General features: G+C 71.0%; 22 protein-coding genes. 9 read left to right on the top strand and 13 right to left on the bottom strand.

Features of this window, described 5'->3' with window-relative positions:
* The first annotated feature begins 12 nt into the window (after positions 1-12).
* Positions 13-486, top strand: coding sequence for a hypothetical protein (locus tag O7624_RS17075; RefSeq protein ID WP_282236503.1), 474 nt, complete (start codon positions 13-15; stop codon positions 484-486).
* On the opposite strand, the gene O7624_RS17070 is transcribed toward O7624_RS17075, so the two are convergent.
* From O7624_RS17070 to O7624_RS17060, 3 genes are read right to left on the bottom strand one after another with little or no spacing between them, the layout of a single operon-like run.
* Positions 483-1,742: an SseB family protein gene (locus tag O7624_RS17070; protein ID WP_348774990.1), complete on the bottom strand. Its 1,260-nt coding sequence runs from the start codon at positions 1,740-1,742 to the stop codon at positions 483-485. The two genes, O7624_RS17075 and O7624_RS17070, sit on opposite strands and share 4 nt — an antisense overlap.
* Positions 1,736-2,221, bottom strand: coding sequence for an SUKH-3 domain-containing protein (locus O7624_RS17065; RefSeq protein ID WP_282236501.1), 486 nt, complete (start codon positions 2,219-2,221; stop codon positions 1,736-1,738). The genes O7624_RS17070 and O7624_RS17065 overlap by 7 nt, the downstream gene beginning before the upstream one ends.
* A complete protein-coding gene (locus O7624_RS17060) occupies positions 2,218-2,601 on the bottom strand; it encodes a YwqJ-related putative deaminase (RefSeq protein ID WP_093411155.1) in 384 nt (127 codons plus the stop codon). Before O7624_RS17060 ends, O7624_RS17065 begins: the two co-directional genes overlap by 4 nt.
* A 187-nt stretch (positions 2,602-2,788) precedes the next feature.
* On the opposite strand from O7624_RS17060, the gene O7624_RS17055 reads away from it, so the two are divergent.
* The 5 genes from O7624_RS17055 to O7624_RS17035 all read left to right on the top strand — a co-directional run bounded on the left by O7624_RS17055 (position 2,789) and on the right by O7624_RS17035 (position 12,796).
* Positions 2,789-4,468: a right-handed parallel beta-helix repeat-containing protein gene (locus O7624_RS17055; protein ID WP_282236500.1), complete on the top strand. Its 1,680-nt coding sequence runs from the start codon at positions 2,789-2,791 to the stop codon at positions 4,466-4,468.
* 31 nt (positions 4,469-4,499) lie between these two features.
* Entirely contained in the window at positions 4,500-5,984 is a 1,485-nt protein-coding gene (eccE, locus tag O7624_RS17050) for a type VII secretion protein EccE (RefSeq protein ID WP_282236499.1), read from the top strand.
* Positions 5,981-6,673 (top strand): hypothetical protein, encoded by a 693-nt coding sequence (locus tag O7624_RS17045; RefSeq protein WP_093411163.1) that lies wholly within the window; start codon positions 5,981-5,983, stop codon positions 6,671-6,673. The genes eccE and O7624_RS17045 overlap by 4 nt, the downstream gene beginning before the upstream one ends.
* Positions 6,674-6,803: 130 nt before the next feature.
* Positions 6,804-11,171 carry an ExeM/NucH family extracellular endonuclease gene (locus O7624_RS17040; RefSeq protein WP_282236498.1) on the top strand — a complete coding sequence of 1,456 codons (4,368 nt, stop codon included), beginning with the start codon at positions 6,804-6,806 and terminating at the stop codon, positions 11,169-11,171.
* A 224-nt stretch (positions 11,172-11,395) separates the two neighbouring features.
* Complete coding sequence (locus O7624_RS17035; RefSeq protein ID WP_282236497.1) at positions 11,396-12,796, top strand: MBL fold metallo-hydrolase; 1,401 nt, start codon at positions 11,396-11,398, stop codon at positions 12,794-12,796.
* Positions 12,797-12,835: 39 nt separating this feature from the next.
* On the opposite strand, the gene O7624_RS17030 is transcribed toward O7624_RS17035, so the two are convergent.
* Positions 12,836-13,123 carry an ATP-binding protein gene (locus O7624_RS17030; RefSeq protein ID WP_348774954.1) on the bottom strand — a complete coding sequence of 96 codons (288 nt, stop codon included), beginning with the start codon at positions 13,121-13,123 and terminating at the stop codon, positions 12,836-12,838.
* Positions 13,124-13,136: 13 nt separating this feature from the next.
* Positions 13,137-13,700 (bottom strand): TetR/AcrR family transcriptional regulator, encoded by a 564-nt coding sequence (locus O7624_RS17025; RefSeq protein ID WP_198413271.1) that lies wholly within the window; start codon positions 13,698-13,700, stop codon positions 13,137-13,139.
* A 112-nt stretch (positions 13,701-13,812) separates the two neighbouring features.
* On the opposite strand from O7624_RS17025, the gene O7624_RS17020 reads away from it, so the two are divergent.
* Positions 13,813-14,739 (top strand): SDR family NAD(P)-dependent oxidoreductase, encoded by a 927-nt coding sequence (locus O7624_RS17020; protein WP_282236496.1) that lies wholly within the window; start codon positions 13,813-13,815, stop codon positions 14,737-14,739.
* A gap of 44 nt (positions 14,740-14,783) precedes the next feature.
* Here the strand turns inward: O7624_RS17020 and O7624_RS17015 are convergent, their stop codons facing one another.
* From O7624_RS17015 to O7624_RS17000, 4 genes are all read right to left on the bottom strand, one after another.
* On the bottom strand, positions 14,784-15,347 hold the full coding sequence (locus O7624_RS17015; protein WP_282236495.1) for a hypothetical protein: 564 nt from the start codon (positions 15,345-15,347) through the stop codon (positions 14,784-14,786).
* A gap of 87 nt (positions 15,348-15,434) precedes the next feature.
* The gene (locus O7624_RS17010) at positions 15,435-16,757 is read right to left on the bottom strand and encodes a sigma-70 family RNA polymerase sigma factor (RefSeq protein WP_282236494.1); all 1,323 of its coding nucleotides are present in this window, start codon (positions 16,755-16,757) and stop codon (positions 15,435-15,437) included.
* Positions 16,754-17,089: a YciI family protein gene (locus O7624_RS17005; protein WP_282236493.1), complete on the bottom strand. Its 336-nt coding sequence runs from the start codon at positions 17,087-17,089 to the stop codon at positions 16,754-16,756. Before O7624_RS17005 ends, O7624_RS17010 begins: the two co-directional genes overlap by 4 nt.
* A 153-nt stretch (positions 17,090-17,242) precedes the next feature.
* Complete coding sequence (locus O7624_RS17000; protein ID WP_093411181.1) at positions 17,243-18,409, bottom strand: low temperature requirement protein A; 1,167 nt, start codon at positions 18,407-18,409, stop codon at positions 17,243-17,245.
* Positions 18,410-18,547: 138 nt separating this feature from the next.
* Here O7624_RS17000 and O7624_RS16995 point away from each other — a divergent pair, with 138 nt between their 5' ends.
* Positions 18,548-19,552 (top strand): DUF817 domain-containing protein, encoded by a 1,005-nt coding sequence (locus O7624_RS16995; protein WP_093411184.1) that lies wholly within the window; start codon positions 18,548-18,550, stop codon positions 19,550-19,552.
* Here the strand turns inward: O7624_RS16995 and O7624_RS16990 are convergent.
* On the bottom strand, positions 19,512-19,634 hold the full coding sequence (locus O7624_RS16990) for a 50S ribosomal protein L36 (RefSeq protein WP_210938615.1): 123 nt from the start codon (positions 19,632-19,634) through the stop codon (positions 19,512-19,514). The genes O7624_RS16995 and O7624_RS16990 overlap by 41 nt on opposite strands.
* Before the next feature lie 124 nt (positions 19,635-19,758).
* Positions 19,759-20,136 carry a metalloregulator ArsR/SmtB family transcription factor gene (locus O7624_RS16985; protein ID WP_093411189.1) on the bottom strand — a complete coding sequence of 126 codons (378 nt, stop codon included), beginning with the start codon at positions 20,134-20,136 and terminating at the stop codon, positions 19,759-19,761.
* A 144-nt stretch (positions 20,137-20,280) separates the two neighbouring features.
* Between O7624_RS16985 and O7624_RS16980 the strand changes: the two genes are divergently transcribed.
* Complete coding sequence (locus O7624_RS16980; protein ID WP_282236492.1) at positions 20,281-21,690, top strand: NAD(P)-binding domain-containing protein; 1,410 nt, start codon at positions 20,281-20,283, stop codon at positions 21,688-21,690.
* Here O7624_RS16980 and O7624_RS16975 read toward each other — a convergent pair.
* Positions 21,656-22,108, bottom strand: a complete 453-nt coding sequence (locus O7624_RS16975) for a hypothetical protein (RefSeq protein ID WP_282236491.1) — start codon at positions 22,106-22,108, stop codon at positions 21,656-21,658. The two genes, O7624_RS16980 and O7624_RS16975, sit on opposite strands and share 35 nt — an antisense overlap.
* Positions 22,108-23,928: a carbon starvation protein A gene (locus tag O7624_RS16970; RefSeq protein WP_282236490.1), complete on the bottom strand. Its 1,821-nt coding sequence runs from the start codon at positions 23,926-23,928 to the stop codon at positions 22,108-22,110. The genes O7624_RS16975 and O7624_RS16970 overlap by 1 nt, the downstream gene beginning before the upstream one ends.
* Between the last annotated feature and the right edge of the window lie 105 nt (positions 23,929-24,033).

Genomic DNA, 24,033 nt, shown 5'->3' with positions numbered 1-24,033 from the left:
CAGGACGGACAGGTGCTGAACACGTCAGCGGAGTCCGGCTCCGCGTCCATGCCGACGCCAGGCCGCCGACCTGTCGTCGTCATCATCGCCGCCCTGCTGATGGTGCCCTCGATCGTCATCTGGCTGATCGCCGGAGTCGCCTTCTTCCTGGCGATGCTGCGTACCGAGGGCGACGGGCTGGGCAAGTTCCTGGTGGTGGGCATCGGTGCTGGCGTACTGGCGATCGCCTTGCTGGTGGTGCTGCTCGCGGCCATGGGGATCTTCATGGCCTGGACGGGCGACAACGCGGCCGGCCTGGCCGTGCCGGCCGGATTCACCTTCGGACTCTTCGTCGTGGTCATCGTCACGCTGCTGGCGCAGGGCAAGCTCAGCTATCACCCGACGATGGTCACGCCGCTGGTGGTGGGCGGGCTGGCCGGCGTGTCGCTCATCCTGATCAAGAGTCCACCGGCGCGGGCCTGGTTCGCCAGCCGCGCTAGCGGCTAAGCCGGGGACCAGCGGCGGCCAGTGGCGTCGAAGCGGGCCAGCAGCTCGTCCCGGCCGTCGGCGTGCAGGCAGTGCAGCTCGGTCCCGTCCGGTACGACAAGCGACTCCATTCGGGGCTGCCCCTGACCCCATTCCTCGGGCGTCGCCTCGCCGGGAGGCCAGCGCAGCACCGCCACCCACTCGTCCGACTCCTCGAACGGAGAGCCATCACCGAGCAGCCCCAGCCGTCGGTACAGCCGGATCGGGGTGTCCCGTCCAGGTCCGTGCCAGGCGTGCACCAGCCCGGCCGCCCGGTCGTACCCATCGTCCAGGTAGGACGTCAGATAGCGGTGCGGGATGACCAGTTGCAGCAGCAGCGGCGCGTTGGGGTCGGGTCCGTCGTCGGCGGTGGATTCCGGTGCCGGGCGGGGCGCCGGTACGCCCGCAGTCGACGGGTCGGCGTACCGGGCAGCGTCCCGTCGCTGCTGCTCCTGTTCGGCCGCCTCGTGGAGCACCTGCCGCAACTCGCCGAGCCAGTCGCGCAACGTCAGCAGCGCCTCCCCGGGCAGTGCCGCCGCCAGCGGCGTCTCCGGGTTGAGCAGCAACTGCCAGGAGAGGTCCGGCCAGTGTTCGGTGAGCTGAAGGCTGCTGACCAGCACCAGGTCCCGCTCACCTAGCGCCTGCCGCAGGCGGCCTTCCGAGCTGAACACCGGCAGACTGGGCCGGCCCTGCTCGTCGGGAACGACCCACCACGGAAAGTCCGGATCGGACAGGTCCCGCGTCGCGGAACCCTCCGGATCCACCGGCAGTACCAGCTCGGCCCGGAGCAGGGTGGACATCAGGGCGTTCGGGTCCTGAAGCCGGATCGCCTCACGCAGCGGTCGCTCGGCCTCCATCACCGGCGCGCTCAGCGCTCGAAGCTCGTCAGCGGTCAGCCGTACGCCGATCGGCAACCCGGCGTCGATCGCCAGCATCCATTCGTCGTCGGGCCAGTCGACGGCGATGTCGACAAGTCCCGAGACCCGGTAGCTCACCGACCGACCGGGCATGCCGGCGGCGATCGCCGCCGGTGAGGTGTACGCGAGCACGTGGGTGACGCCCTCGTGCTGCGCAGTCGGCCACGCCATCGGCTCCCGTCCGGCCGCCGCAGCGGGCGACACGGGTAGGAGCAGCGGACCGGCGACGAATTCGGTGAGGAAACCCTCCCGGTCGTCGGCCTCAGCGGCGGCCAGCAGCGCGCGTTCGGTGGCCGTGGTGGGCTGCCAGGCGGTCACCAGGTGCCGTCCGCGCGTACCCGCTGGGGGCGACGACCGAGCACCAGCGTGGTGAGCGCCTCGTCGATATCCGCGCCGAGGAACCAGTCCCCGGTGTGGTCCAGCACGAACACCCGACCGCGCTCATCGAGCGCCAGGATCCCGGTGCCGTCGCCCTCCTCGCCCAGCGGGCTCAGCGGCGCGCCGATCGCCTCGGCAAGCTCGGCGAGGGTCTCCACCGAATGCCGCACCAGGAACGGGTCGAGGTGGAACTCGCTCGGTACGACCTGCTCACCCTCCCCCTGCGGGCGCACCCGCAACCCGCCGAACTCGGCGTACGCCTCGATCGCCCGTGCCGTCACGGTGTGCTGGCGGCCGCCGGGCGTGGCGTGAGCGGCGATTCGCAGTCCCCACTCGCGGCCCCGGCTCTCGTCGGAGCGGTCGGGCGACCAGCCGGCAGCGGTGAGGGTCTGCGCCACCAGCGGCGGAAAGCGTTCGCTCATGTCAGCGCCTCCACGCCGAACCAGTCCAGCAGAGCGGCGCAGGAGCGACAGGGCGGCTGAACCTCGCCGTGGCGCGGGTCGCCCTCCTCCCGTACCCGGGTGACCCGGACTTTCGCGCCCCAGAGCAGCGCGCGGGACCGGGCGGCGTCGAGTGGTGGTCCGCCGGCCTCGGCGGCATAGAGCCGGTCGGAGATCAGCACCGCCTCGGCGCACCAGCCGGCGTAGCGCTCGCGCTGCTCGACAGGCAGCCCGTGCAGGAAACGCCGGACAACGGGATGCAGGTCAGGGGTCAGATCGCCGCGTACAGAGGTGTGCGTGTGGACGGTGCCGTCGGCCAGCAGCGCGCCAGCCGCCAGCGGCAGCATCCGTGGCTGCGCCATCCGTCCTCCCGGTTGTCGACAGGGGATCCCCGGCGAATTTTCGCCCGGCCCGCAAGCGAGCCTAACCGTCACCGTCCGTCCGACGGGGGTGGTGTCCGGGCACCACTGACATCGAGGGGCTCACACCGCGTCGACCGGCTGGGATATCGTCGGTTCCGCCCCCTCTTCGCCGTCCAGAGCCGGAGCCATGACGCGCACCCTTCTCGTCTCCCCGGATCAGCCCGGCGCCTACCCGTCCATCGGGGAGGCGCTGGCGGTGGCCAGCGACGACACGGTCGTCTCGGTCAGCCCCGGCACCTACCACGAGGCCCTGTTCATCAACGACCGCGGCATCAGTGTGGTCGCCGCGCAGGGCCCGGGCACGGTCACCATCGACGCGTCCTCCGGGACGTACCCGACGGTGTCCTGCAACTCCGGCCGGTTGGAACTACGCGACCTGGTCCTGAAGGCCGGTGACGCGCCGGTCGTGGTGGCCGACCGGGCGAGGCTCACCATGACCGGGTGCGAGCTGAGCGCCGGCTTCGGTGCGGCGATCCAGGTGGCCGGCCGTTCGGAGTTCACGCTCACCCGCTGCCGGGTGACCGGCGGACGGTACGGCCTGGTGGTGGAGGATTCCGACGGCAACGTCGAAGGGTGCGAGTTCACCGATCTCAGCGAGGACGGCATCATCGTGCGGATCGGGGCGGCCCCGACCATCCGCACCAGCACTGTCACCCGCTGCGGCAACCGGGGCATCTACATCTACCAGTACGGCCGACCCACCATCGAGACCTGCGACATCTCCCAGACCGGGCAGGCCGGTGTGGCAGTGGTCCATCAGAGCGCTCCGGTGCTGCGTCGCTGCCGGATCCGCGACACCCGCGGGCCGGCGGTCTCCTTCGCCCGGGGCTGCCGTGGCAGTGTCGAGGAGTGCACCACGGAGAACACCGGCCAGCCGGCGATCGAGATCGCCGAGGGAGCCGACCCGACAATCGTCGAGGGCACCGTCAACCGTAAGGCCGCCTTCGGCGCCGACGCCGCCCGCGCCACCAGCGGCCAGGACGCCGCCCGAGTGGACAAGCTGCTGGGCGAGCTGGCGGCCATGGTCGGCCTGGAATCGGTGAAGGAGGAGGTCCGCGCCCTCATCGACGAGATCCAGGTCAACGAGTGGCGGCGCAGCGCCGGGCTGCCCGTCGGCGCGGTCAGTCATCACCTGATCTTCGCGGGTGCCCCCGGCACCGGTAAGACCACTGTGGCGCGTATCTACGGTGACCTGCTGGCAGCGCTGGGCGCACTGCCCGGCGGCGCCTTCCGCGAGGTCTCCCGACGTGACCTGGTCGGTCAGTACATCGGCCACACCGCCGAGAAGACCGCCGCCGCGTTCGAGCTGGCGCGCGGCGGCGTGCTCTTCATCGACGAGGCGTACACCCTCTCGCGGTCGTCGGGCACCGGCGGCGACTTCGGGCAGGAGGCCATCGACACGCTTGTCAAGCTCATGGAGGATCACCGCGACGAGATTGCGGTGATCGCGGCCGGCTACACCGGCGAGATGTTGCAGTTCCTCGACGCCAACCCCGGTCTGGCCTCCCGCTTCGCCAAGACTGTGGAGTTTGGCAACTACTCCCCGGAGCAGTTGGTGGTCATCGTGGAGCGGATGGCCGGCGGCGACGAATACCTCCTCGCCGATGGCGTCTCGGAGGTGCTCCGCGAGCACTTCGGCACCATCGAACGGGACCAGAACTTCGGCAACGCCCGGGAGGCGCGCAAGCTCTTCGAGGGTGTCCGCAAGGCGCAGGCGCAGCGGTTGCGCCAGTCCGGGCAACGTCCGAGCCTCGACGAGCTGCGGACCGTGACCGTGGCCGACGTACGCACCGCGATCGGGCGATGACGATGCCGCGCTGGTCAGGGAGGGACGTGCGGTGACGCATCCGGGTGCGGCTCAGCCGGGCGAGCCGGGTTGGCAGCATCACCCGGGGGCGGCGGCACCGCCGCCACAGCAGCGCACGCCCCAGCAGGGCGCAGCGCCGGCACCGACGCTCGGCGGTACCGGGCCCGGCCACACCTGGGCGACCCAGCGTGGGCAGGGGCGGGCCACGGTCGGCACCGCGTACACCAGTCGGGCCGCCGCTGCGGCATCGGCCGCTGTCGCCGCGCCCGCCGCCCGGGCACCGCAGAGCCGGGCCGGCGCGCAGGCCACGGCCGCCCCGACGGGACAGGCCGTCGCCGAAGGCGCGGCCGGGGACGCCGCGGCGATTCCGGTCGTACGCCCACACCGACGGCAGCCGCGCGTCGGTGGGATCCATGTGGCCCAACTCGTGGCCTGGCAGGCCGGTGCGGCGGCGGTGCTGGCGGCCACGCCGCACGGCCTGCCGCTGACCGTCGCCGTGGCCGCCGCCACGGTGCTGGTGCTCGCTCCGACGATGGTGCGCCACCAGGGCAGATGGCTTCACCAGTGGCTGGCGGTTTGGTGGGCGTACCGGGGGCGGAGCCGACGACTTGTCAGTGCCGGGTCCGACGGCCCATGGCAGCTGCTGAGCCACCTGGAAAGCACCGTCGAGCTGGATCAGGTCGAGATCGACGATCAGCCGGCCGTGCTGCTGACCCACCGGGGCGGGCTCAGCGCGGTGCTGGAGGTCGATCCGACCGAGGGCGCGCTGCTCATGGGGGCCCCGCAGGCCCTGCCCTCGCCGGTGGCGTTGCTACCGGCGGCCGACCCGAAGACGCCCGTCGTGACGGTGCAGGTGCTGATCCAGGTGACACCGGCGCCGCGCGCCCGTGCGGCGGCGGTCGACCGCGCGTACCGCGAACTGACGAACGGTGGCGTCCCGGCCAGCCGGCAGGCGTGGGTGGTGCTCCATGCGCCGCGTACCCCCGACTTTCACGCCGACCGCGACCTGCGGCCGGCGCTCACTGCGGCGATCCGCCGGACCCGGCGTCAGTTGCGGCAGGAACGGGCGACGGCCCGTCTGCTGAACCGGGACGAGGTGCTCGCCGCGGTCGCCCAGCTGACCCATCTCACCGGAGGCGCGGCCGAAAGCACCGACCGCCCCTTGGCCCGGGAAAGCTGGCGCAGCTGGACGGTTCAGGGTGTACCCCAGAGCTGTCATCGACTGCTCGCCTGGCCCAGCCGGGCGTGGCAGATCGATCCGCTGCTGCGTGGCATACCCGCCGCGGCTGGCGTGGTCTCCATCTCGGTGGCTCGGGAGAACGACCGCCCTGGTGACGACGACGCTCTGGTGGAGGTGGCGTTCCGGCTCATCGGCACCGACCCGGCCGCACTGGCCACCGCCGATCGCGCACTCGACCAGGCGATCCGCGATCACGGTGGTCGCCTGCAGAGACTCGACGGCGAGCACGCCCACGGCGTGGCCGCCACCCTGCCGTTGGGAGGCTTCCTGCGATGAACGGCGTCGCCTTTCCCGGCAGTCGGATGGGGCTGCACGTCGCGGACGCTGCCTCCGTCGCTGGGCTACGGCTGGTCGCCGGTGGCGGCGGGCTGGTCGTCGGCCGGAACCGTCAGCAGGAGCCGGTGGGGCTGCGGGTGTTCCGGGCCGAGCCGACCCGGCTGATGCTCACCGGCGGGGTACGCGCCGCCGAACTGCTCGCCTTCCGGTCACTGGCGCTCGGCGCCCGGCTGTTCGTGCAGACCGCCCGGGAGCAGGAGTGGGACGCCTTCCTGCGACGCTGCGTGATCGGCCGGGAGATCGCCTCGTTCCTGCCGCCCGGTGTCGCTCCGCCGGTGCCGGCCACACCTACCGAACCACAGCTCGTGGTGATCGACACTGGTCCGGTGACCGGGCCGGACACCAATCTCAGCGCACCCTGGCGGGCCACCCTGGTGGTCCGCGACGACCTGGCCGGCTGGGACGTCGAGGTCCTGGTCCGCAGCGACATCGTGGTGCTTCAGCGGCTCACCGAGGCCGAAGCGGCCACCGCCGCGAACGCCCTCGGGCTGGCCAGCGTGCAGAGCTGGTTCACCCAGTTGCACCCGGAGATGGTCGGCCTGATCACCAAGGGCAAGGTGCAGTGGGTGATGCTCAGCATGACCGGCACCGAGCGGCAGCTGATCGGCCCGGTCGCCCGGGGCGGCTGAGCTACCCGGTCCTGCCGCCCAGGGCGGCTGAGCTACCCGGTCTTTGCCGCATTGGTACACCTGGTGGCTCCCGCATGGACACCGGTGCCGCTTATCCTCCGACGGTCTACTCCCTTCGGAGGCCGCATACATGCAGCGCGCAAGAAGTACCCGACTACTCACAATCCCGGGCGTACTGGTCACCGCCACCACGCTCATCCTCTCCGGTGGCACCACCGCCTTCGCGGACCCGGCGCCCACCACGCCGTTCATCAGTGAGATCCACTACGACAACGTCGGCACGGACACCGGCGAGGCGATCGAGGTCGAGGGACCGGTCGGCTTCGACCTGACCGGCTGGCAGATCGTCCTGTACAACGGCGCCAACGGCGCGGCGTACGACACCAGGACGTTGACCGGCGTGGTGCCGGCCGCCGGTGTGATCGTCGAGACGTATCCGTCGAACGGTATCCAGAACGGCTCGCCCGACGGTGTCGCGCTCGTCGCGCCCGACGGTGACGTCGCCGAGTTCCTGACCTACGAGGGCACCTTCACTGCGGTCGGCGGGCCAGCGGACGGCCGGGACGGCGTCGACGTCGGCGTGCAGGAGACCGCTTCGACCCCGACGGGCCACTCGCTCCAGAAGATCGAAGGCAGTTGGCAGGCACCCGCGGCGAGCACCTTCGGGGTACGCAACGCCGCGTCGGACCCGGACCCGGACCCGACCGGCTGCACCGTCACCGTCGACCACACCATCGCCGAGGTGCAGGGCACCGGCGCGGCCACGCCGCTGGCCGGCAGCCGGGTGACCGTGGAGGGCATCGTCACCGCCGACCACCGCACCGGTGGTTACAACGGGGTGTACGTGCAGACGGCGGGCAGCGGCGCCGAGCGCCCGGTCGCCGCCGGAAGCGCCTCGGACGGCATCTTCGTCTACCTCACCACAAACACCGCGAACCACCCGACGGTCGCGATCGGCGACCGGGTCCGGGTCAGCGGTACGGCGAGCGAGTTCAACGGTCTCACCCAGCTGACCATCGCGGCCCGGACCGACGTCCAGGTCTGCGAGCAGGGCGCACCGCTGCCGGCACCGGTCCCGGTTGAGCTGCCGCTGGACGAGGCCGCTCGCGAGTCGGTCGAGTCGATGCTGGTGGCACCGGTCGGCGCGTACGCCGTCTCGGAGGTCTACAACACCAACCGGTACGGCGAGGTGGCGCTCGCCGCCGGCGACCAGCCGGCCCGGACGCCGACCGATGTGGCCCGTCCCGGCTCGGACACCGCGCAGGCCCTGGCCACCGAGAACAAGCTGCGGCGCCTGCTGGTGGACGACGGCAGGACGACGAACCTGGCCACCGCCGGGCTGCTGCCGCCGTACGTCTCGCCGGCCAGCCCGTTGCGGGTCGGTGACCAGGTGGAGGCGTTCGGCCCGTCGGTGCTGTCCTACGGCTTCAACGAGTGGCGTCTACAACCGACCCGCCCGGTCGACGCGGACACCGCGCCGGCCGCCCGGACCACGTTCAAGACCACCAACCCGCGTACCGCCGGACCCGTCGACGTCGGCGGCGACCTGCGGGTGGCCAGCTTCAACGTGTTGAACTACTTCGTCCACTTCGGCGGCGACGCCCGGGGTGCGGCCGACGAGGCGGCGCTGGCCAAGCAGGAAGCGAAGATCGTTTCGGCGATCACCGCGCTGAACGCCGACGTGGTCGCGCTGGAGGAGATCGAGAACTCGGTCCGGTTCAACGCCGAGGATCCGCAACAGGCCCTCAAGCGCCTGGTCGCCGCCTTGAACGGCGAGGACGGCGCGGGCACCTGGGACTACGTCCGCACTCCGACCGAGCTGCCCGGCGCGACCGAGCAGGACGTCATCACCACCGCGATCATCTTCAAGCCGGCCAAGGCGCAGCCGAAGGGCCCGTCACGGTCGGTGAACGACGAGACGGTGTGGTCCAACGCACGCGAGCCGATCGCGCAGACGTTCACCGCCGGTTCGGTGGACTTCATCGTGGTGGCCAACCACTTCAAGTCCAAGAGTGGTGCCGGCAGCGGTGACAACGCCGACGCCGGCGACGGTCAGGGCGGTTGGAACGGCGACCGGGTCCGGCAGGCCGGGGCGCTGGCTGCCTTCGTGGAGCAGGTCAAGGCGGACAGCGAGACCGACAACGTGCTGCTCCTGGGTGACTTCAACGCGTACACCCAGGAGGACCCGATGCAGGTCCTCTACGACGAGGACTACCGCAACCTCAACGACACCGGGAAGACCAGCTACGTCTTCAACGGTGAGTCCGGCTCACTCGACCACGCGCTCGCCTCGCCGTCGCTGGCGTCGCGGGTCACCGGGGTCGACGTGTGGCAGATCAACGCGGTCGAGTCGTACGCCTTCCAGTACGACGGCCTGGCCGCGTTCTTCGCGCCGGACCCGTACCGGGCCAGCGACCACAACCCGCTGGTGGTTGGCCTCGACACCGGTTCCGGCACCGGCCCGGTGGACCTCCAACTGCTGAGCATCAACGACTTCCACGGCCGGCTGGAGTCACCAGCCACCGTCGGAGGTCAGCCGGTCGGCGGTGCGGCTCAGGTCGCCGGTCTGGTGAATCAGTTGCGGGCGGAGAACCCGAACACCGCGTTCGTCTCCGCCGGTGACAACATCGGCGCCTCCACCTTCATCTCGGCGATCGACGACGACAACCCGACGATCGACGCGTTGAACCAGGCCGGCCTGCTCGTCTCGGCGGTGGGCAACCACGAGTTCGACAAGGGCATGGCGGACCTGACCGGCCGGGTGACCGACCGGGCCGACTTCCCGCACCTGGGCGCCAACGTGTACCGCGGTGACACCCGGGCGCTGCCGGCGTACTCGGTGGACACCATCGGCGGCGTCCGCGTCGGGTTCATCGGCGTGGTCACCGAGCAGACCGCCTCGCTGGTCAGCCCGGACGGCATCGCCGGCATCACCTTCCGCGACCCGGTCGCCGAGGCCAATCTGGTCGCCGGCCAACTCAAGGACGGCAACCCGGACAACGGCGAGGCGGAGGTGGTGGTGCTGCTCGCGCACGAGGGCGCCGCGACCGAGAACATCGACTCCCCGGAGGCGCTGGCGAACGACCCGGTCTTCGGCGATTTCACCCGTGCCGACGCCGCGATCGACGTCATCTTCAGCGGGCACACCCACCAGCCGTACGCCTTCGAGGTGCCGGTGCCCGGCACCGACAAGCTACGGCCGATCGTGCAGGCCGAGGACTACGGCAAGCGTCTGGGCAAGGTCACGCTGACCTTCGACCCGGAGTCGGGCTCGATCACCTCCGCCGACGCGTCCCTGGTGGACGTCGTCGGCGCACCGCAGGACCCGGCGGTGGCGGAGATCGTGGCCGCGGCGAAGGTCCGGGCGCAGGAGTTGGGTCAGCGGAAGCTCGGTGAGATCACCGCCGACATCCGGCGGGCCTACACCGACGGCAACGAGGATCGGGGCAAGGAGTCGACGCTTGGCAACTTCATCGCCGACGTGCAGCTCGCCGGTACCCGTGACGCCGGTCGGGGCGGGGCGCAGATCGCGTTCATGAACCCCGGCGGTCTGCGGGCCGACCTGCTGTACGGCGAGGACGGCACGGTGACCTACGCCGAGGCCTTCGCCGTCCAGCCGTTCGCCAACGACGTGGTCACCAAGACCTACACCGGTGCCGAGATCAAGCAGGTGCTGGAGCAGCAGTGGCAGCCGGCGGGCGCGTCCCGCCCGGTGCTGTGGCTCGGTGTGTCGGAGGGCTTCAGCTACACCTACGACCCGGAGGCCGCACCGGGCTCGCGGATCACCTCGATGGAGCTGAACGGCACGCCGATCGACCCGGCGGGCAGCTACCGGGTGACGGTGAACTCGTTCCTCGCCGCCGGCGGGGACAACTTCACCACCCTGGGTGGGGGCACCAACCTGGTGACCACCGGCGACAACGACCTCACCATGCTGGTGAGCTACTTCGCCGCCAACTCACCGGTGACGGCGGACACCGAACCACGGTCGTCGGTCGGTCAGGGCGGGCCGCAGTGCACCACCACGATCACCGGCAAGCACTCCCGGCCGCTGCTCGTGACCACCGGCCTGACCTGCGTGGAGAACGCCACGATCGCCGGCCCGGTGTCGATCGCCGCGGGGGCCTCGCTGCGGGTGACCGGCGGCACCATCAACGGCCCGGTCTCCGCCACCCGGCCGGTGCTGTTCGAGCTGTCGGGCACGAAGGTCTCCGGTCCGGTCACGGTGGCCGGCGCCACCGGCGACCTGAAGATCAGCAAGGCCCGGATCAACGGGCCGCTGTCGCTGGTGGCCAACCTCGGCGGGGTACGGGTCGACGGGGTCACCGTCAGCGGCCCGGTGGTGGTGACGGGCAACTCCGGCAGCCAGCCGGTGGTCGTCGCCGCCAACACCATCAGCGGCCCGCTGGCCTGCTCCGGCAACACGCCCGCCCCGGTGAACGAGGGTCGGGCCAACACGGTGCGGGGCCCGGCGGCGGGTCAGTGCGCACGCCTGTGACCGCTGGGTGACAACGCCGGTCCGCGGTCGGAGCTGTTCCGGCCGCGGACCGGCCCCCTGTTTCCGGCCGCGGACCAGCCCCCGGTTCGCTCCGGCCAACCCGTCCGAGTGGGCGACACATACCCCCAGGGGTATAGTCGGAGACGGTTACCCCGATCGAGGCCGCATCTCCGCCGCCCGGTCGGGTAACCACCCGCTGAAGACGAGGAATCGAGGAGCTGGACATGACGGTGCAGGTGTCGGTCATCACGACGTCGTCCCTCGGCGACCGCAGCTACCTGGCGACCGACGGCCGGATCGCGGTCGTGGTGGACCCGCAGCGCGACATCGACCGGGTGCTGTACCTCGCCGGCGCGGCCGGCGTGCGGATCACCCACGTGGTCGAGACGCACCTGCACAACGACTACGTCTCCGGCGGGCTGGACCTGGCCCGGCTGACCGGGGCGCGCTACCTGGTGGCCGCCGCCGACGAGGTCGGTTTCGACCGGGTACCGGTCGACGACGGCGACGTCATCGAGGTGTCGGAGGCGCTGCGACTGCGGGCCGTGGCCACCCCTGGCCACACCTTCCACCACTTGTCGTACGTGCTCGACGAGGCCACCGGGGCGGGCTGGAACCCGGCGGGGGTCTTCACCGGAGGATCGCTGCTGTTCGGCACCACCGGCCGCACCGACCTGCTCGGTGCCGAGCACGCACACGAGTTGGCCCAGCGTCAGCACACCTCGGCGAAACGGCTCGCCGACCTGCTGCCCGACGGTGCGCAGGTGTGGCCCACCCACGGCTTCGGCAGCTTCTGCTCGGCCAGCCAGGCCGACGCCCCGGACTCGACAATCGGCCGGGAGAAGCAGGTCAATCCGGTCTTCCGGCTGGCCGCGACCGAGTTCGTCACCGAAACCCTGGCCGGTCTGGACGCCTACCCGGCGTACTACGCGCACATGGGGGTGGCCAACAGCGCCGGCCCGGCACCGGTGGACCTCACCCCGGTGGCCCGGGCCGAAGCCGCGCAGCTACGGGAACGCATCGCCGCCGGGGAGTGGGTGGTCGACCTGCGACACCGCAAGGCGTACGCGGTCTCGCACCTGGCTGGCACGGTGAGCCTCGGTCTCGACGGCCCCATGTCGACCTGGCTCGGCTGGCTGATCGACTGGGGCACTCCGGTCACGCTGCTGGCCGAGACGCCGGAGCAGGTCGCCGACGCCCAGCGCGAGCTGGTCCGGATCGGCATCGACCGGCCCGCCGCCCAGGCGACCGGAACTCCGGGGCAGTGGGCCGACAAGCCCGCCGAGCTGCGGGAGCTGCTCGTCGCGGACTTCCCGGCGCTGGCTGCCGCGCAGGCCGGGAACCCGCCGGCCGGGCTGCCCGCCCCGCAGGTCGTCCTCGACGTGCGGCTGGGCAACGAGTGGCGGGACGGCCACGTCGAGGGTGCCGTGCACGTACCGCTGCCCGAGCTGCCCCGCCGGATGGCCGACATCCCAGGCGGTGCCGTCTGGGTGCACTGCGGGTCCGGCTACCGGGCCGCCCTCGCCGCCTCCCTGCTGGCCAATGTCGGCCGCGACGTGGTGCTCATCAACGACACCTTCGGCAACGCCGAGTCGGCCGGCGTACGACTCGACCGCAACGCCTGACCGCGGGCCGGGATGGCCCGAACGCCGCCGTCGGTCGGGTCAGCCGGCCGGCGGTTCCGGCGGACTGAGCGGCAGCAGGACGCGGAACACGGTGCTGCCGGGCGTGCTTGTCACCCGAATGTCCCCGTGGTGCTTGTTGACCACGATCCGGTAGGAGATGTCCAGACCGAGGCCGGTGCCCTCGCCGACCGGCTTGGTGGTGAAGAACGGTTCGAAGATCCGGGGCCGGACGTCGTCCGGAATGCCCGGCCCGGTGTCGGCGATCTCAACGATCAACCAGTCGTCCTGGCGGAGAGTGCGGACGGTGAGCGATCCGTCGCCATCCATCGCACCGTCCGCACTAGGTGCGGATGCCGCGCAGCAGGATGTCGATGTAGAGCTCGGTGTCCCCCCCGACCTGCACCGTGCGCTGCAACCCGCAGAACAACGCCCGGACGTCATCGGCGGTGATCTCCGGCCGGATGGCCCCGGCCTCGCGGGCCCGCTCCAGCAGCCGGTCGACAGCCTCGGCGAGCGCTTGCACCAGCTCCGTCGTCTGCGGGTTGGCGGTGTCGGGGGTGGCCAGCACGACGGCTAGCGCCGGGTCGTCGCGCTGGTGTTCCAGCGCGGCTCGGAGCAGGCGGGCCAGTCCGGCGGCGACGTCGGGACAGGCCAGGGCCTGCTCGGCCGCCTGCACCAGCAGGGCGAACCGTTCGGCGGCCAGCGACTCCAGCAGCGCCTGCCGGCTGGGGAAGTGCCGGTAGACGGTGCCGACGCCGACCCCGGCGGCCTTGGCGACCGCATTCATCGGCAGGTCCAGGTCGCCGGCGGCGACCCGGTCGCGGGCGGCCCGCAGCATCCGGGCACGCACCCTGGCCGAGTCCGCCCGGAGGGAATCGGTGTTGGTCCTCGGCCCACCCGTCACGGTACGAGGATAATCCATCCGGAACTTAGCGGATGAACTATCCGCTGACATGCTACGGTCGTCACCTGAGAGCGGATAAGTAATCCGCTCCTGACCCGACTGGAGGCGTGCCATGCCCGTTGCCTGGACGCTCGACGAGATACCCGACCAGACCGGCCGCACCGCCGTCGTCACCGGTGCCAGCAGCGGCCTCGGCCTGGTCGCCGCCGAACACCTCGCTGCCCACGGCGCAACCGTGATCATGGCGGTCCGCGACCCGGCCAAGGGTGAGTTGGCCCGCTCCGGCATGTCCGGCAACCTCGAGGTGCGGCGACTCGACCTCGCCGACCTCGACTCGGTCCGGGCCTTCGCCGCGCAGCTACGCGACGAGGGTCACGAGATCGACCTGCTGCTCAACAACGCCGGGGTCGGCGCCGTCCCGCACGCGCACTCCGCGCAGGGGTACGAGCGGGTCTTCGCCACCAATCACCTCGGTCACTTCGCCCTCACCGGCCTGCTCCTGGACCTCTTCCGGACGGATCGCGATCCACGGGTCGTCACCGTCAGTTCCGCCTACTACCGCCTGCTGCGCGGCGGGCCGGATCTGGACGACCTCGCCGGCACCCCGGCAACCTCGCGGATCGAGCGGTACATCCGCTCCAAGCAGGCGAACGTCCTGTTCGGCATGGAACTGGACCGTAGACTGCGCCACGCCGGCAGCCCGGTACGCAGCTTCCTGGCCCATCCCGGCATGGCCCGTACGTCGATGCCGGCTCAGGCCAGCGGTTGGGCCGAGCGTGCCGTGGTCAATTTCCAGGGTCTCCTGGTAGCCCGTAGTGCGGTGCGAGGCACCGTTCCGCTGCTCTACGCCGCGACGAGTCCGACCGCGCAGACCGGCGTCCTGCTCGGCTCTTCGCTGCGCAAGTGGGATGACCGGGTCCACGCCCGCCCGATCGTCGCGCCCGGCAACGACAGTGGCCTCGCCAGCCGGCTCTGGCAGGTTTCCGAGGCCGCGACCGGAGTCCGCTACCTGAGCCCGTACGTCGAACTACGGTCCTGAGTGGCGTTGGTCGGGTGCCCGTTGACCGGACGAACGCCTGGTGATCAGGGTCGACTCGCCAGCACGGCGCGGAACACGACTGTCACGCTGAATGTGCTCCCGTCCACCTGGTACGCGTAGCAGCCCGGCCCGTCCACGGTGGTGACGCCCGGCAGGTCGCTCTCCTGGCTGGTCAACACGGCGTGATGCCCGTCGTCGCGGGACTCGCCGGTGTAGGAGAACGCCGCCGTCGCGTCGCCTGGCGCGTCGATCCGCGCTGCCCTCACCAGCACCGGCCCGGTGTAGCCGGAACCGATCCACCGGACCTTCTTCGAGTACGTGCCGTCCGGTTCCCGGTCCTCGTCGCGCAGTTGCAGGGCACCGTCGGCGAAGTAGTCGGCGACCGGGTACAGCGGGCCGGGCCCGAGGACCCGGGACGCCTGGTCGGGGTCGGGCCAGGGTTGCGGCTCGGTGACCGGACAGGCGTCGCCGGGCCCGGCGTTGGGCAGTTGGAGCGGCGGTGCCGTCCACCCCCTGGGCGAGGTCGCCGGTGCCGGAGACACCGGCGACGCGTCCGGCGGCGCGGCGTCGCAGGCCGCGCTCGACGCGAGCAGAACGACGGCGCTCACCCTCGCCCACCGCATCATCTCCGCAGTATCGACCGGTCGGTTCATCCGCGCAGCCCCCTTCACCCGGATCTTCCGGTTCCGCGGTTGCTACGAGGCGGGCCCGGACGTCCGACGCGCCCGTTTCAGCAGCGCCCTACGCTCGGCATCGCCGGACACCCGGTCGGCCGCCGCGCGGAACAGCTCCGCTGCCCGCTCCCGGTCACCCTGTCGGGCGACGAGATCCGCCTCCACCGCCAGGGTCAACGGATAACCGTCGAGCCCGCCACCGACGCGCGCCTCGGCGAGCAGGGCCAACCCGGTCGCCGGCCCGTACGCGTAACCGTGCGCGACGGCCCGGTTCAGGGCGACCACCGGGGTGGGCTGCACCTGGACGAGTTGGTCGTAGCACTCGGCGATCCGTCGCCAGTCGGTGGCGTCGGCGCTGGGCGCGGTGGCGTGGCACGCCGCGATCCGGGCCTGCCAGACGTACGGGCCGGACCCGGCGAGGCCGGTGAGCAGGCGGTCGGCCTCGGCGATCGCCGCGTGGTCCCACCGGGACCGGTCCTGTCGATCGAGCGGGATCAGCTCCCCGTCGGTGTCCCGCCGGGCGGTACGGCGGGAGTGTTGCAGCAGGCACAGCGCCAGCAACGCCGTCACCTCTTCCTGCTCCGGCATGAGCCGGACCAGCAACCGGGCCAACCGGATCGCCTCCTCGGCAAAGGCCGGCTCGCCGTCCGCGTCGTAGCCCTGCGTGAACAGCAGGTAGAGCACGCCCAGCACCCCGGGCAGCCGCTCGGTCAGGGCGCGCCCACGCGGCACCCGGTACGGGATACCCGCCTCGGCGATCCTCGTCTTGGCCCGGGTGAGCCGCCGGGTCATGGTGGACTCGCTGACCAGGAACGCCCGGGCGATGTCGGCGGTCGGCACCGCACAGATCGTCCGGAGGGTAAGCGCGACCCGCGCCTGCGGCGCGAGGGCCGGATGGCAGCAGGTGAAGATGAGCCGCAGCCGGTCGTCCACCACCTCCTCGTCCGGCATTGGTTCGGCGGTGGCGGCCGTGAGCGCCAGCACCGCCACGTCACGCAGCTTGCGCCGTTCGACCGAGGCCCGCCGCAGCACGTCGAGCAGCCGGTTACGGGCGACCGCCATCAGCCAGCCCGCCGGGTTGGTCGGCACCCCGTCCACCGGCCAGCGGTCCAGCGCCCGCTCCAGCGCCTCCTGCGTGCAGTCCTCGGCCAGCGTCCAGTCGCCGGTGATCCGGATCAGGGCGGCCACGATCCGCGGGTACGCCTCGACGGCAGTAGCCGCGACGGCTTGCGCCGCCGCGGCCCGGCCGGCCGCCGTACCCCCGTTCCCGACGCGCCGCGCCGCCGCGCCGTCGGCGTCGGTCGATGCCCGCGGCACCGCGATCTCGGCGGCCGGATCCGTCACTGCTCGAAGTCGGCGAACGGGCGGAGTTCGATCCGCCCGGCCCAGGCCATCGGATGCGCACGGGCCACTTCGATCGCCTCGTCCAGATCGGCGCACTCCAGCAGGTCGAAGCCGACGATCATCTCCTTGACCTCGGCGAACGGCCCGTCGGAGACCAGCAGTTGGCCATTGCGTACCCGTACCGTGGTGGCGGCCGACGCCGGAGCCAGTTGGGCGCCCTGGAGGCGTCGGCCGGCCGCGTCGTTCTCCGCCACCCACACCTCGACGTCCGGGTGGTTGCTCGGCTCGGGGTCCGGCTCCGGATCGGTGCAGACCAGCATCATGTACTTCATGTAGGTGCCTTTCGTCGAATCGTCCCAGCGGTGGTTCCACCGACATGACGAACGGCGAACCGGCTTCCGGACACCCGGAGGATTTCATCTTGCCCGGATTCGCCGTCGGGCGCGTTCGGTCGGCCTCGGGCGTCGCCTCGTCCGCACCACCGGTCACGATTGCCGGTGTCGGCGCACGCGGTTGGCCAGCGTGTCGCCGTGCGCGATCAGGATCAGCAGTCCGGTGATGATCGCGGAGTTGACAAGCAACGACAGTTCGTGACCCGCGACGGCGGCGATCAGAATGGCAACCATCCCGATCAGCCGTTGCCAGGAGAACTTGCCGTGCACGGCCAGTGCCAGCAGGATCCAGCCGGTGAGAAAGAGCGTCGGCCCGGCCGCCATCGTCACGACGGCGGCCAGCTCATGGGAGAACGGCTCCATGATCATCAACCGCGATCCGACCCCGGTCGCCAGGACGCCGGCGATCATCACCAGGTGCAGGTAGCCAGCGAGCAGGCCGAGCCGGCTGCCGGGCGGTCCCATGGCCTCGATCGCGGTGCCGAGCCGCATCCCGCCGGGCACCAGGTAGAGCCGACCGAGGCTGACGGCGTTGACGAACATCAGCGCGAACGCCGCGCTCCGGCCCAGGTCGAACCCGCTCTGGCTGAACGTGATGCCGGCGGTCAGGATCAGCTCGCCCAGGGCGATGATGAAGATCTGCTGGTACCGCTCGGAGAGATGCTCCCCGATGATCTGAAGGTTCTCCCAACTGCTGCGCCCCAGTCTTGGTGTCGGCCACCGCAGTCGCGCCATCGAGTAGTCCAGCACCACCGCCGCCGTCCAAAGGAGCACCTGGGCCGGTCCGACGAACGCACCGGCGAGCCAGAGCACCCCGGAGACGGCGAACCAGATCGCCACCCGCAGGGTCCGCAGTTGCAGCGGATGCCCGCGCAGGGCCGGCAGCAACAGGGCGGCCCGCCCCAGATGGATCGCCACGTACGCACCGGCGAACACCAGCGCATGTCCGGCGTACGCGGTCGGCGCCGCGGCGGCCATCAGCATCCCGCCGAACATCACCCAGAGCAGCAGCCCGCTGATCAATGGCGTCCGCGGCTCGAACCAGTCGGTCGACCAGGCGGTGACGAACCAGACCCACCAGATGGCGGCCAGCAGCAGCGCCGTGCGGTACGCCCCGCCCACGCCGAGGTCGTCCTCAAGAGCGCGGGACAACCGGTTCAGCGCGAGGATGAAGGCCAGGTCGAAGAAGAGTTCCAGGAACGACGGCCGCCGGGAGACCTCGCGCCGCCGCAGCAGCCGCGCCGGCAACCCACTGGACATCCTCGCCCTCCGCGCGTCGCCGGTGATCGCACCCCAGTCGTACCACCGAACGGTCCCACTCCGACCCCGAACAGCGAGGTCAGCGCGCTGCACCGAGCCCTCGGTCCGCGCCGGCCGGCGCGCACTAACCTCGGAGCGATGCAGCACACCCCCGACGGGCGGCCAACCCTCACCACGGCCGAACGCGCGATCGACGCCCGGTTCCGCGCCCGGCTGGCCCGGCTACCGCGTCACGGGCCGGGCGGGTGGTTTACCGAATTCGTGGTCTTCGGGCTCAAGCAGGCCTGGGCGTGCGTCTTCGGTGCCGCCATGCTGGCGATCATCTGTGCGGCACACCTCTGGTACCCGGACGACGCCGCGTTCGCTCGAAACGACGCCCTCACCGTCGCCGCCGTCGCCATCCAGGTCGCCATGGTCGCGGGAAGGCTGGAGAGCCTGCGCGAACTACGGGTGATCGTCCTGTTCCACCTCGTCGGCACGGTCATGGAGCTGTTCAAGACCCACGTCGGCTCGTGGACGTACGAGCCCGACGGCGTGCTCCGGCTCGGCGGGGTGCCCCTGTTCAGCGGCTTCATGTACGCCGCAGTCGGCTCCTATCTGGTCCGGGTGAACCGGCTGTTCGACCTGCGTTTCACGCGCTACCCGCCACGCTGGTTGACGGCCGTGGTGGCGGTCGCCATCTATCTCAACTTCTTCGCCAACCACTACCTGCCGGACGTGCGATGGCTGCTCATCACGGCAGTCGCACTCGTCTTCGGCCGCTGTGTGATGCACTTCCGGATATTCCGGGCACGATGGCGCATGCCGCTGCTGTTGGCCTTCGTCCTCGTCGCCTTCTTCATCTGGCTCGCGGAGAACATCGCCACCTGGTCGAACGCGTGGCTCTACCCCAGCCAGGTGGATGGTTGGCATCCGGTGTCACTGACGAAGCTGACGTCGTGGTTCCTCTTGATGATCATTTCGGTGGTGCTTGTCACCTGGATATCGCCGCCGCAGCCACCCGACGACGACCGGCAGCCACCCCGCGGCACCGACGAGACCGCAGATGGCGGGCTGCCGGTCGGCCAGCAGGAGCGGCGCCGGTCGCCTCTCGAACAGCAGGTCAGCCCTGGCGGCCCTTCCACTGCGGGTTCAGCCGGTTGACCACGACCACCCGACCACGGCGGCGTACCACCGTCGAACCCGGCTTCCGCTTCAGCGACCGGAGGGAACTACGTACCTTCATGTCCGTTTCTCCTCGGCTCGGGTCTACGTCGTACGCACCGGAGAAACGCCGACCCTGAGGGTGGGATTCCCGGCGCCGGGCGCAGGTCCCCGTGCCACGACCTTCCACCCGGGGACCTGCCGCCCTAACTGTCGGCTGGAGCGGTCGGTTCGACCGCGAGCAGGGCGGCGAGTTGTCGCAGAAGCTGGGGCCGGGCGCGGTAGTAGACCCAGGTTCCGCGCCGTTCGGAGTCGACCAGACCCGCCTCGCGCAGTGCCCGTAGGTGGTGCGAGATCGTCGGGCCGCTCAGGTCGAAGGCCGGGGTCAGATCGCAGACGCACGCCTCTCCGCCCTCGGCCGAGGCGATCATCGACATCAGTTGCAGCCGAACCGGATCGCCGAGGGCCTTGAACGCGGGCGCCAGCAGCGCGGCGGTCTCACCTGACACCCGCTGCTGCGTCAGGGGCGGGCAGCAGGGGACGGCGGTCAGATCCAGGGAAAGCGGCACCGCCTGATTCGACATGCCTCTAGGTTGACACCTATCTAATCAACGTGCAACTCTCTGATTCGAAGAACGTCGAGACAGCCGGTGGACGCCATCCCTGTCCGCACATGAGGGACCCGCACGACAAGCTGTTTCGACAACCATCAAACCTGAGGAGTCCTGATGAGCGACCTGGACCAGCTGCCCGTCGCTGTCATCGGTGCCGGGCCGGTCGGCCTCGCCGCCGCCGCGCACCTGCACGAGCGCGCCCTGCCCTACACCGTCCTTGAGGCGGGCGACGGCGCCGGTGCCGCCGTCCGCCAGTGGGCCCACGTCCGCGTCTTCTCGCCGTGGCGGTACAACATCGATCCGGCCGCCCGTCGGCTCCTCGACGAGGCCGGCTGGGTGGCACCCGACCTGGACGCCCTGCCGACCGGGGCGGACCTCGTCGAGAACTACCTTCAGCCCCTCGCGAACCTGCCGCAGCTCAAGCCGCATCTGCGCTACGGCGCGCGGGTGGCGGCGATCAGCCGACTCGGTTACGACCGGCTGCGCACCACCGGTCGGGAGTCCGCTCCCTTCCTGCTCCGCCTCACCGACGGACGGGAGATCCTCGCCCGGGCCGTGATCGACGCCTCCGGCACCTGGTACACCCCGAACGTCCTCGGCACCTCCGGCCTGCCCGCCCAGGGTGAAACCGACGCCGCCGCCTACCTGGAGCATGCCCTGCCCGACGTCCTCGGCACCGACCGGGCCCGCTTCGCAGGTCGGCACACCCTGGTCGTCGGTGCCGGCCACTCCGCCGCCAACACCCTGCTCTCGCTCGCCGAGCTCGCCGCCGCCGCACCCGGCACCGAGGTGACGTGGGCCATCCGATCGCTGTCACCAACGCGTACCTACGGCGGGGGCGACGCCGACGCACTACCCGCTCGCGGCGCGCTCGGCACGCGGCTGCGGGCGCACGTCGACGCCGGCCGCATCCGCCTGCTGACCGGATTCTCCGTCCACGCGATCACCCCTACCGACGGTCGGGTCGCGGTGACCGTCCGGCGCGCCGACGACGCCCAGGAGCAGATCACGGTGGACCGGATCGTCGCCGCGACCGGTTTCCGGCCCGATCACTCGATCGCGGCCGAGCTGCGTCTGGATCTCGATCCGATCATGGGCGCCACCCGTGCTCTGGCTCCGCTCATCGACCCCAACGAACACTCCTGCGGCACCGTCCCGCCGCACGGCGTCGACGAACTCGCCCACCCGGAACCCGGCTACTACGCCGTCGGCATGAAGAGCTACGGCCGCGCGCCCACCTTCCTCATGGCCACCGGCTACGAGCAGACCCGGTCCGTGGTCGCCGCCCTCGCCGGCGATTGGCAGGCCGCCCGCGACGTACGACTCGAACTGCCCGAAACCGGTGTCTGCAACAGCAACCCGGCCGACTCGGTCGCCGGTGACAACTGCTGTGGCCCAGCACCCGAGCGGACCGGCAAGGGCCTCGCCACAGGTGTCAGCGGAGGTCTGCTCGCCGCACCGCTGAACCTGGTGAGCACCGACGGGCCGGCTACCGACCGGGCTGGCGGCTGTTGCGGCAACTGAGGTCGGCCGACGAGTCGATCGCCCGCCGGACGATGTGCAGAGCCTGCTCCGCCGGGGGTAGGCCGGACTCGCTTACCACCCGGCCGTCCACGATGATCGCCGCGTATCCGGTGCCCCGAACCAGGTCTCGCAACAGGGCCCGCCAGGGCCGCCGGTGCCGGCGACCATCGCGCACGATCGCCGGCAGCAGGAACAGCGTGTTACGCGGGTCGACGATCTCCACCTCGATCTCGGCTGGCAGACCGGCGCGGACCGCCTGGTAGACCTCGCCCAACGGGCGCTGGTCGGCCCGTTGCCGCGCCGACGCGGGATCCTCGTGCCGGCCCTCGACGCAGATGTCGGCCGCGCCGGTGCAGCAGCCGGACCCGGCACCGGGCGCATCCCACGGTCGGATCAGCAGGACCCGGTGCCGGGTCATCAGCGGCCTTCGTCGGTGGCACCGGCACCGGCTGCTGTCTCGGCACCGACCGCCCGCTGCGACTGGTCGGCCGGCTCGGAGTCGGTGGCGGCCGCACCGTCGCTGTCCGGGCCGGGCCCGGAATCCGTTTCCGCCTCGACGGGCTGGCCGCTGGCGCGGCGCAGGGCGAGCACCGCCTCCACGATCAGCCAGAGGGCGAGGACGAAGATGATGGCGTCCAGGGGTGCCAGCACCCACTCGTCGGCCGCCACGAACTCGCGCAGTTGCACGATCAGCGCCCAGGTCGTCATCACCAGCAGGAAGACCAGCGGCACGATGACCGCGACCGGGTTGCGTCGACGGCGCAGCACCCAGACCGCGATGACGGCCAGGGCGAGCCCGGCGGTGAGCTGGTTGGTGGTGCCGAAGAGTCGCCACAGCACCCCGAAGGTGTAGCCGGCGTCCCCGCCGCCCGGCAGCAGGGCGAGCGTCAGTGGTGCGGCGATCGCCAGCAGGCCGGCCAGGGTCAGGTGACGGGACAGCCGCCGCCAGCCGACCAACTCGGCGATCTCCTGCACGATGTAGCGCTGCAACCGGACACCGGTGTCCATGGTGGTGGCCGCGAACGAGATCACCACAACTGCCGCGAAGACGGTCGCGAGTTGGAACTCGATGCCGAGGTTTGTGGCGAAGCTGGCGATGCCGTTGACGAAGTTGCGGGTGGCGCCGCCCGACGCCTCGGCGTAGCTGGCGTACAGCCCCTCCCACTCGGCGCGCGTGGCGGCGACCCCGGCCGTGACCGCGATGATCGACCCGAGGGCGAGGCTGCCCTCGCCGATCGCCCCGGCGTAGCCGACGTACCGGGCGTCGGTCTCCTTGTCGAGCTGTTTGGAGGTGGTGCCGGAGGCCACCAGCGAGTGGAACCCGGATATCGCACCGCAGGCGACGGTGATGAACAGGAACGGGAAGATGCTCGGGGAGCCGGCCGGCACGTCGTTGAACATCGGCGCCACGATCCGGTCCATCCCGACCAGCACCCCGGCGAAGATCACCGCGATAGCGATGAACAGTTGGTGCGAGTTGATGTAGTCGCGCGGCTGCAACAGCAGCCACACGGGCAGCCGGGAGGCGATGAACGCGTAGACGAAGAGGATGATCACCCACAGGTCACGCGTCCGTTCGAAGCCCAGCGCGTCGGCCAAGCCGGTGATCTCGATGGGGTAGAGGTTGCCCACCCAGATCAGGAAGTAGAGCGCGGCCACGCCGATGAGTGACGGCACCAGCGCCGCGCTGCGGGTGCGATAGATGTACTGGCCGATCGCGATGGCCAGGGGAATCTCCACGAAGATCGGTATGACCGCGCCCGGGTACGCCACGAGCAGGTTGCCGATCACTACCGCGAAGACCGCGTTCACAAGCGTGAGCAGGAAGAAGATGATCAGCAGGAAGAGCGTACGGGCCCGCTTGCTGATCACGTCCGCAGCGAGGGTGCCGATGTTGCGCGCGCGGTGGCGCACCGAGACCGCGAGCGACCCGAAGTCGTGTACGCCCGCCGCGAAGATGGTGCCGAGGACCACCCAGGCCAACGCCGGCCCCCACCCCCAGAACACCGCGATCGCCGGGCCGACGATCGGGGCGGCTCCGGCGATCGAGGTGAAGTGGTGACCGAAGAGCACATGTTTGTTGGTGGGGACGAAGTCGACTCCGTCGGAGAACCGGTGCGCCGGGGTGACGTATGCCGGGTCCAACCCGTACACCCGGTCGGCGAGGTATCGCGAGTAGTACCGGTAGCCGATGGCGAACATCGCCATGACTGCGATGACGACGACGATGGCGGGCATACGGCTGCCTCCTTGCGGCCCGTGGGGGCGGGCGCTCGTGTGCAGATCCCGAAACCTGCCGGTAATGTAACGGGGATCACATTCCAAGGTCAACCGAACGGCTCG

Source organism: Verrucosispora sp. WMMD1129, from assembly GCF_029581255.1.
GTDB classification, from domain to species: domain Bacteria; phylum Actinomycetota; class Actinomycetes; order Mycobacteriales; family Micromonosporaceae; genus Micromonospora; species Micromonospora sediminimaris.
The sequence above is the reverse complement of the archived record's forward strand: the minus strand, read 5'-3'. Positions and strand labels throughout refer to the sequence as shown.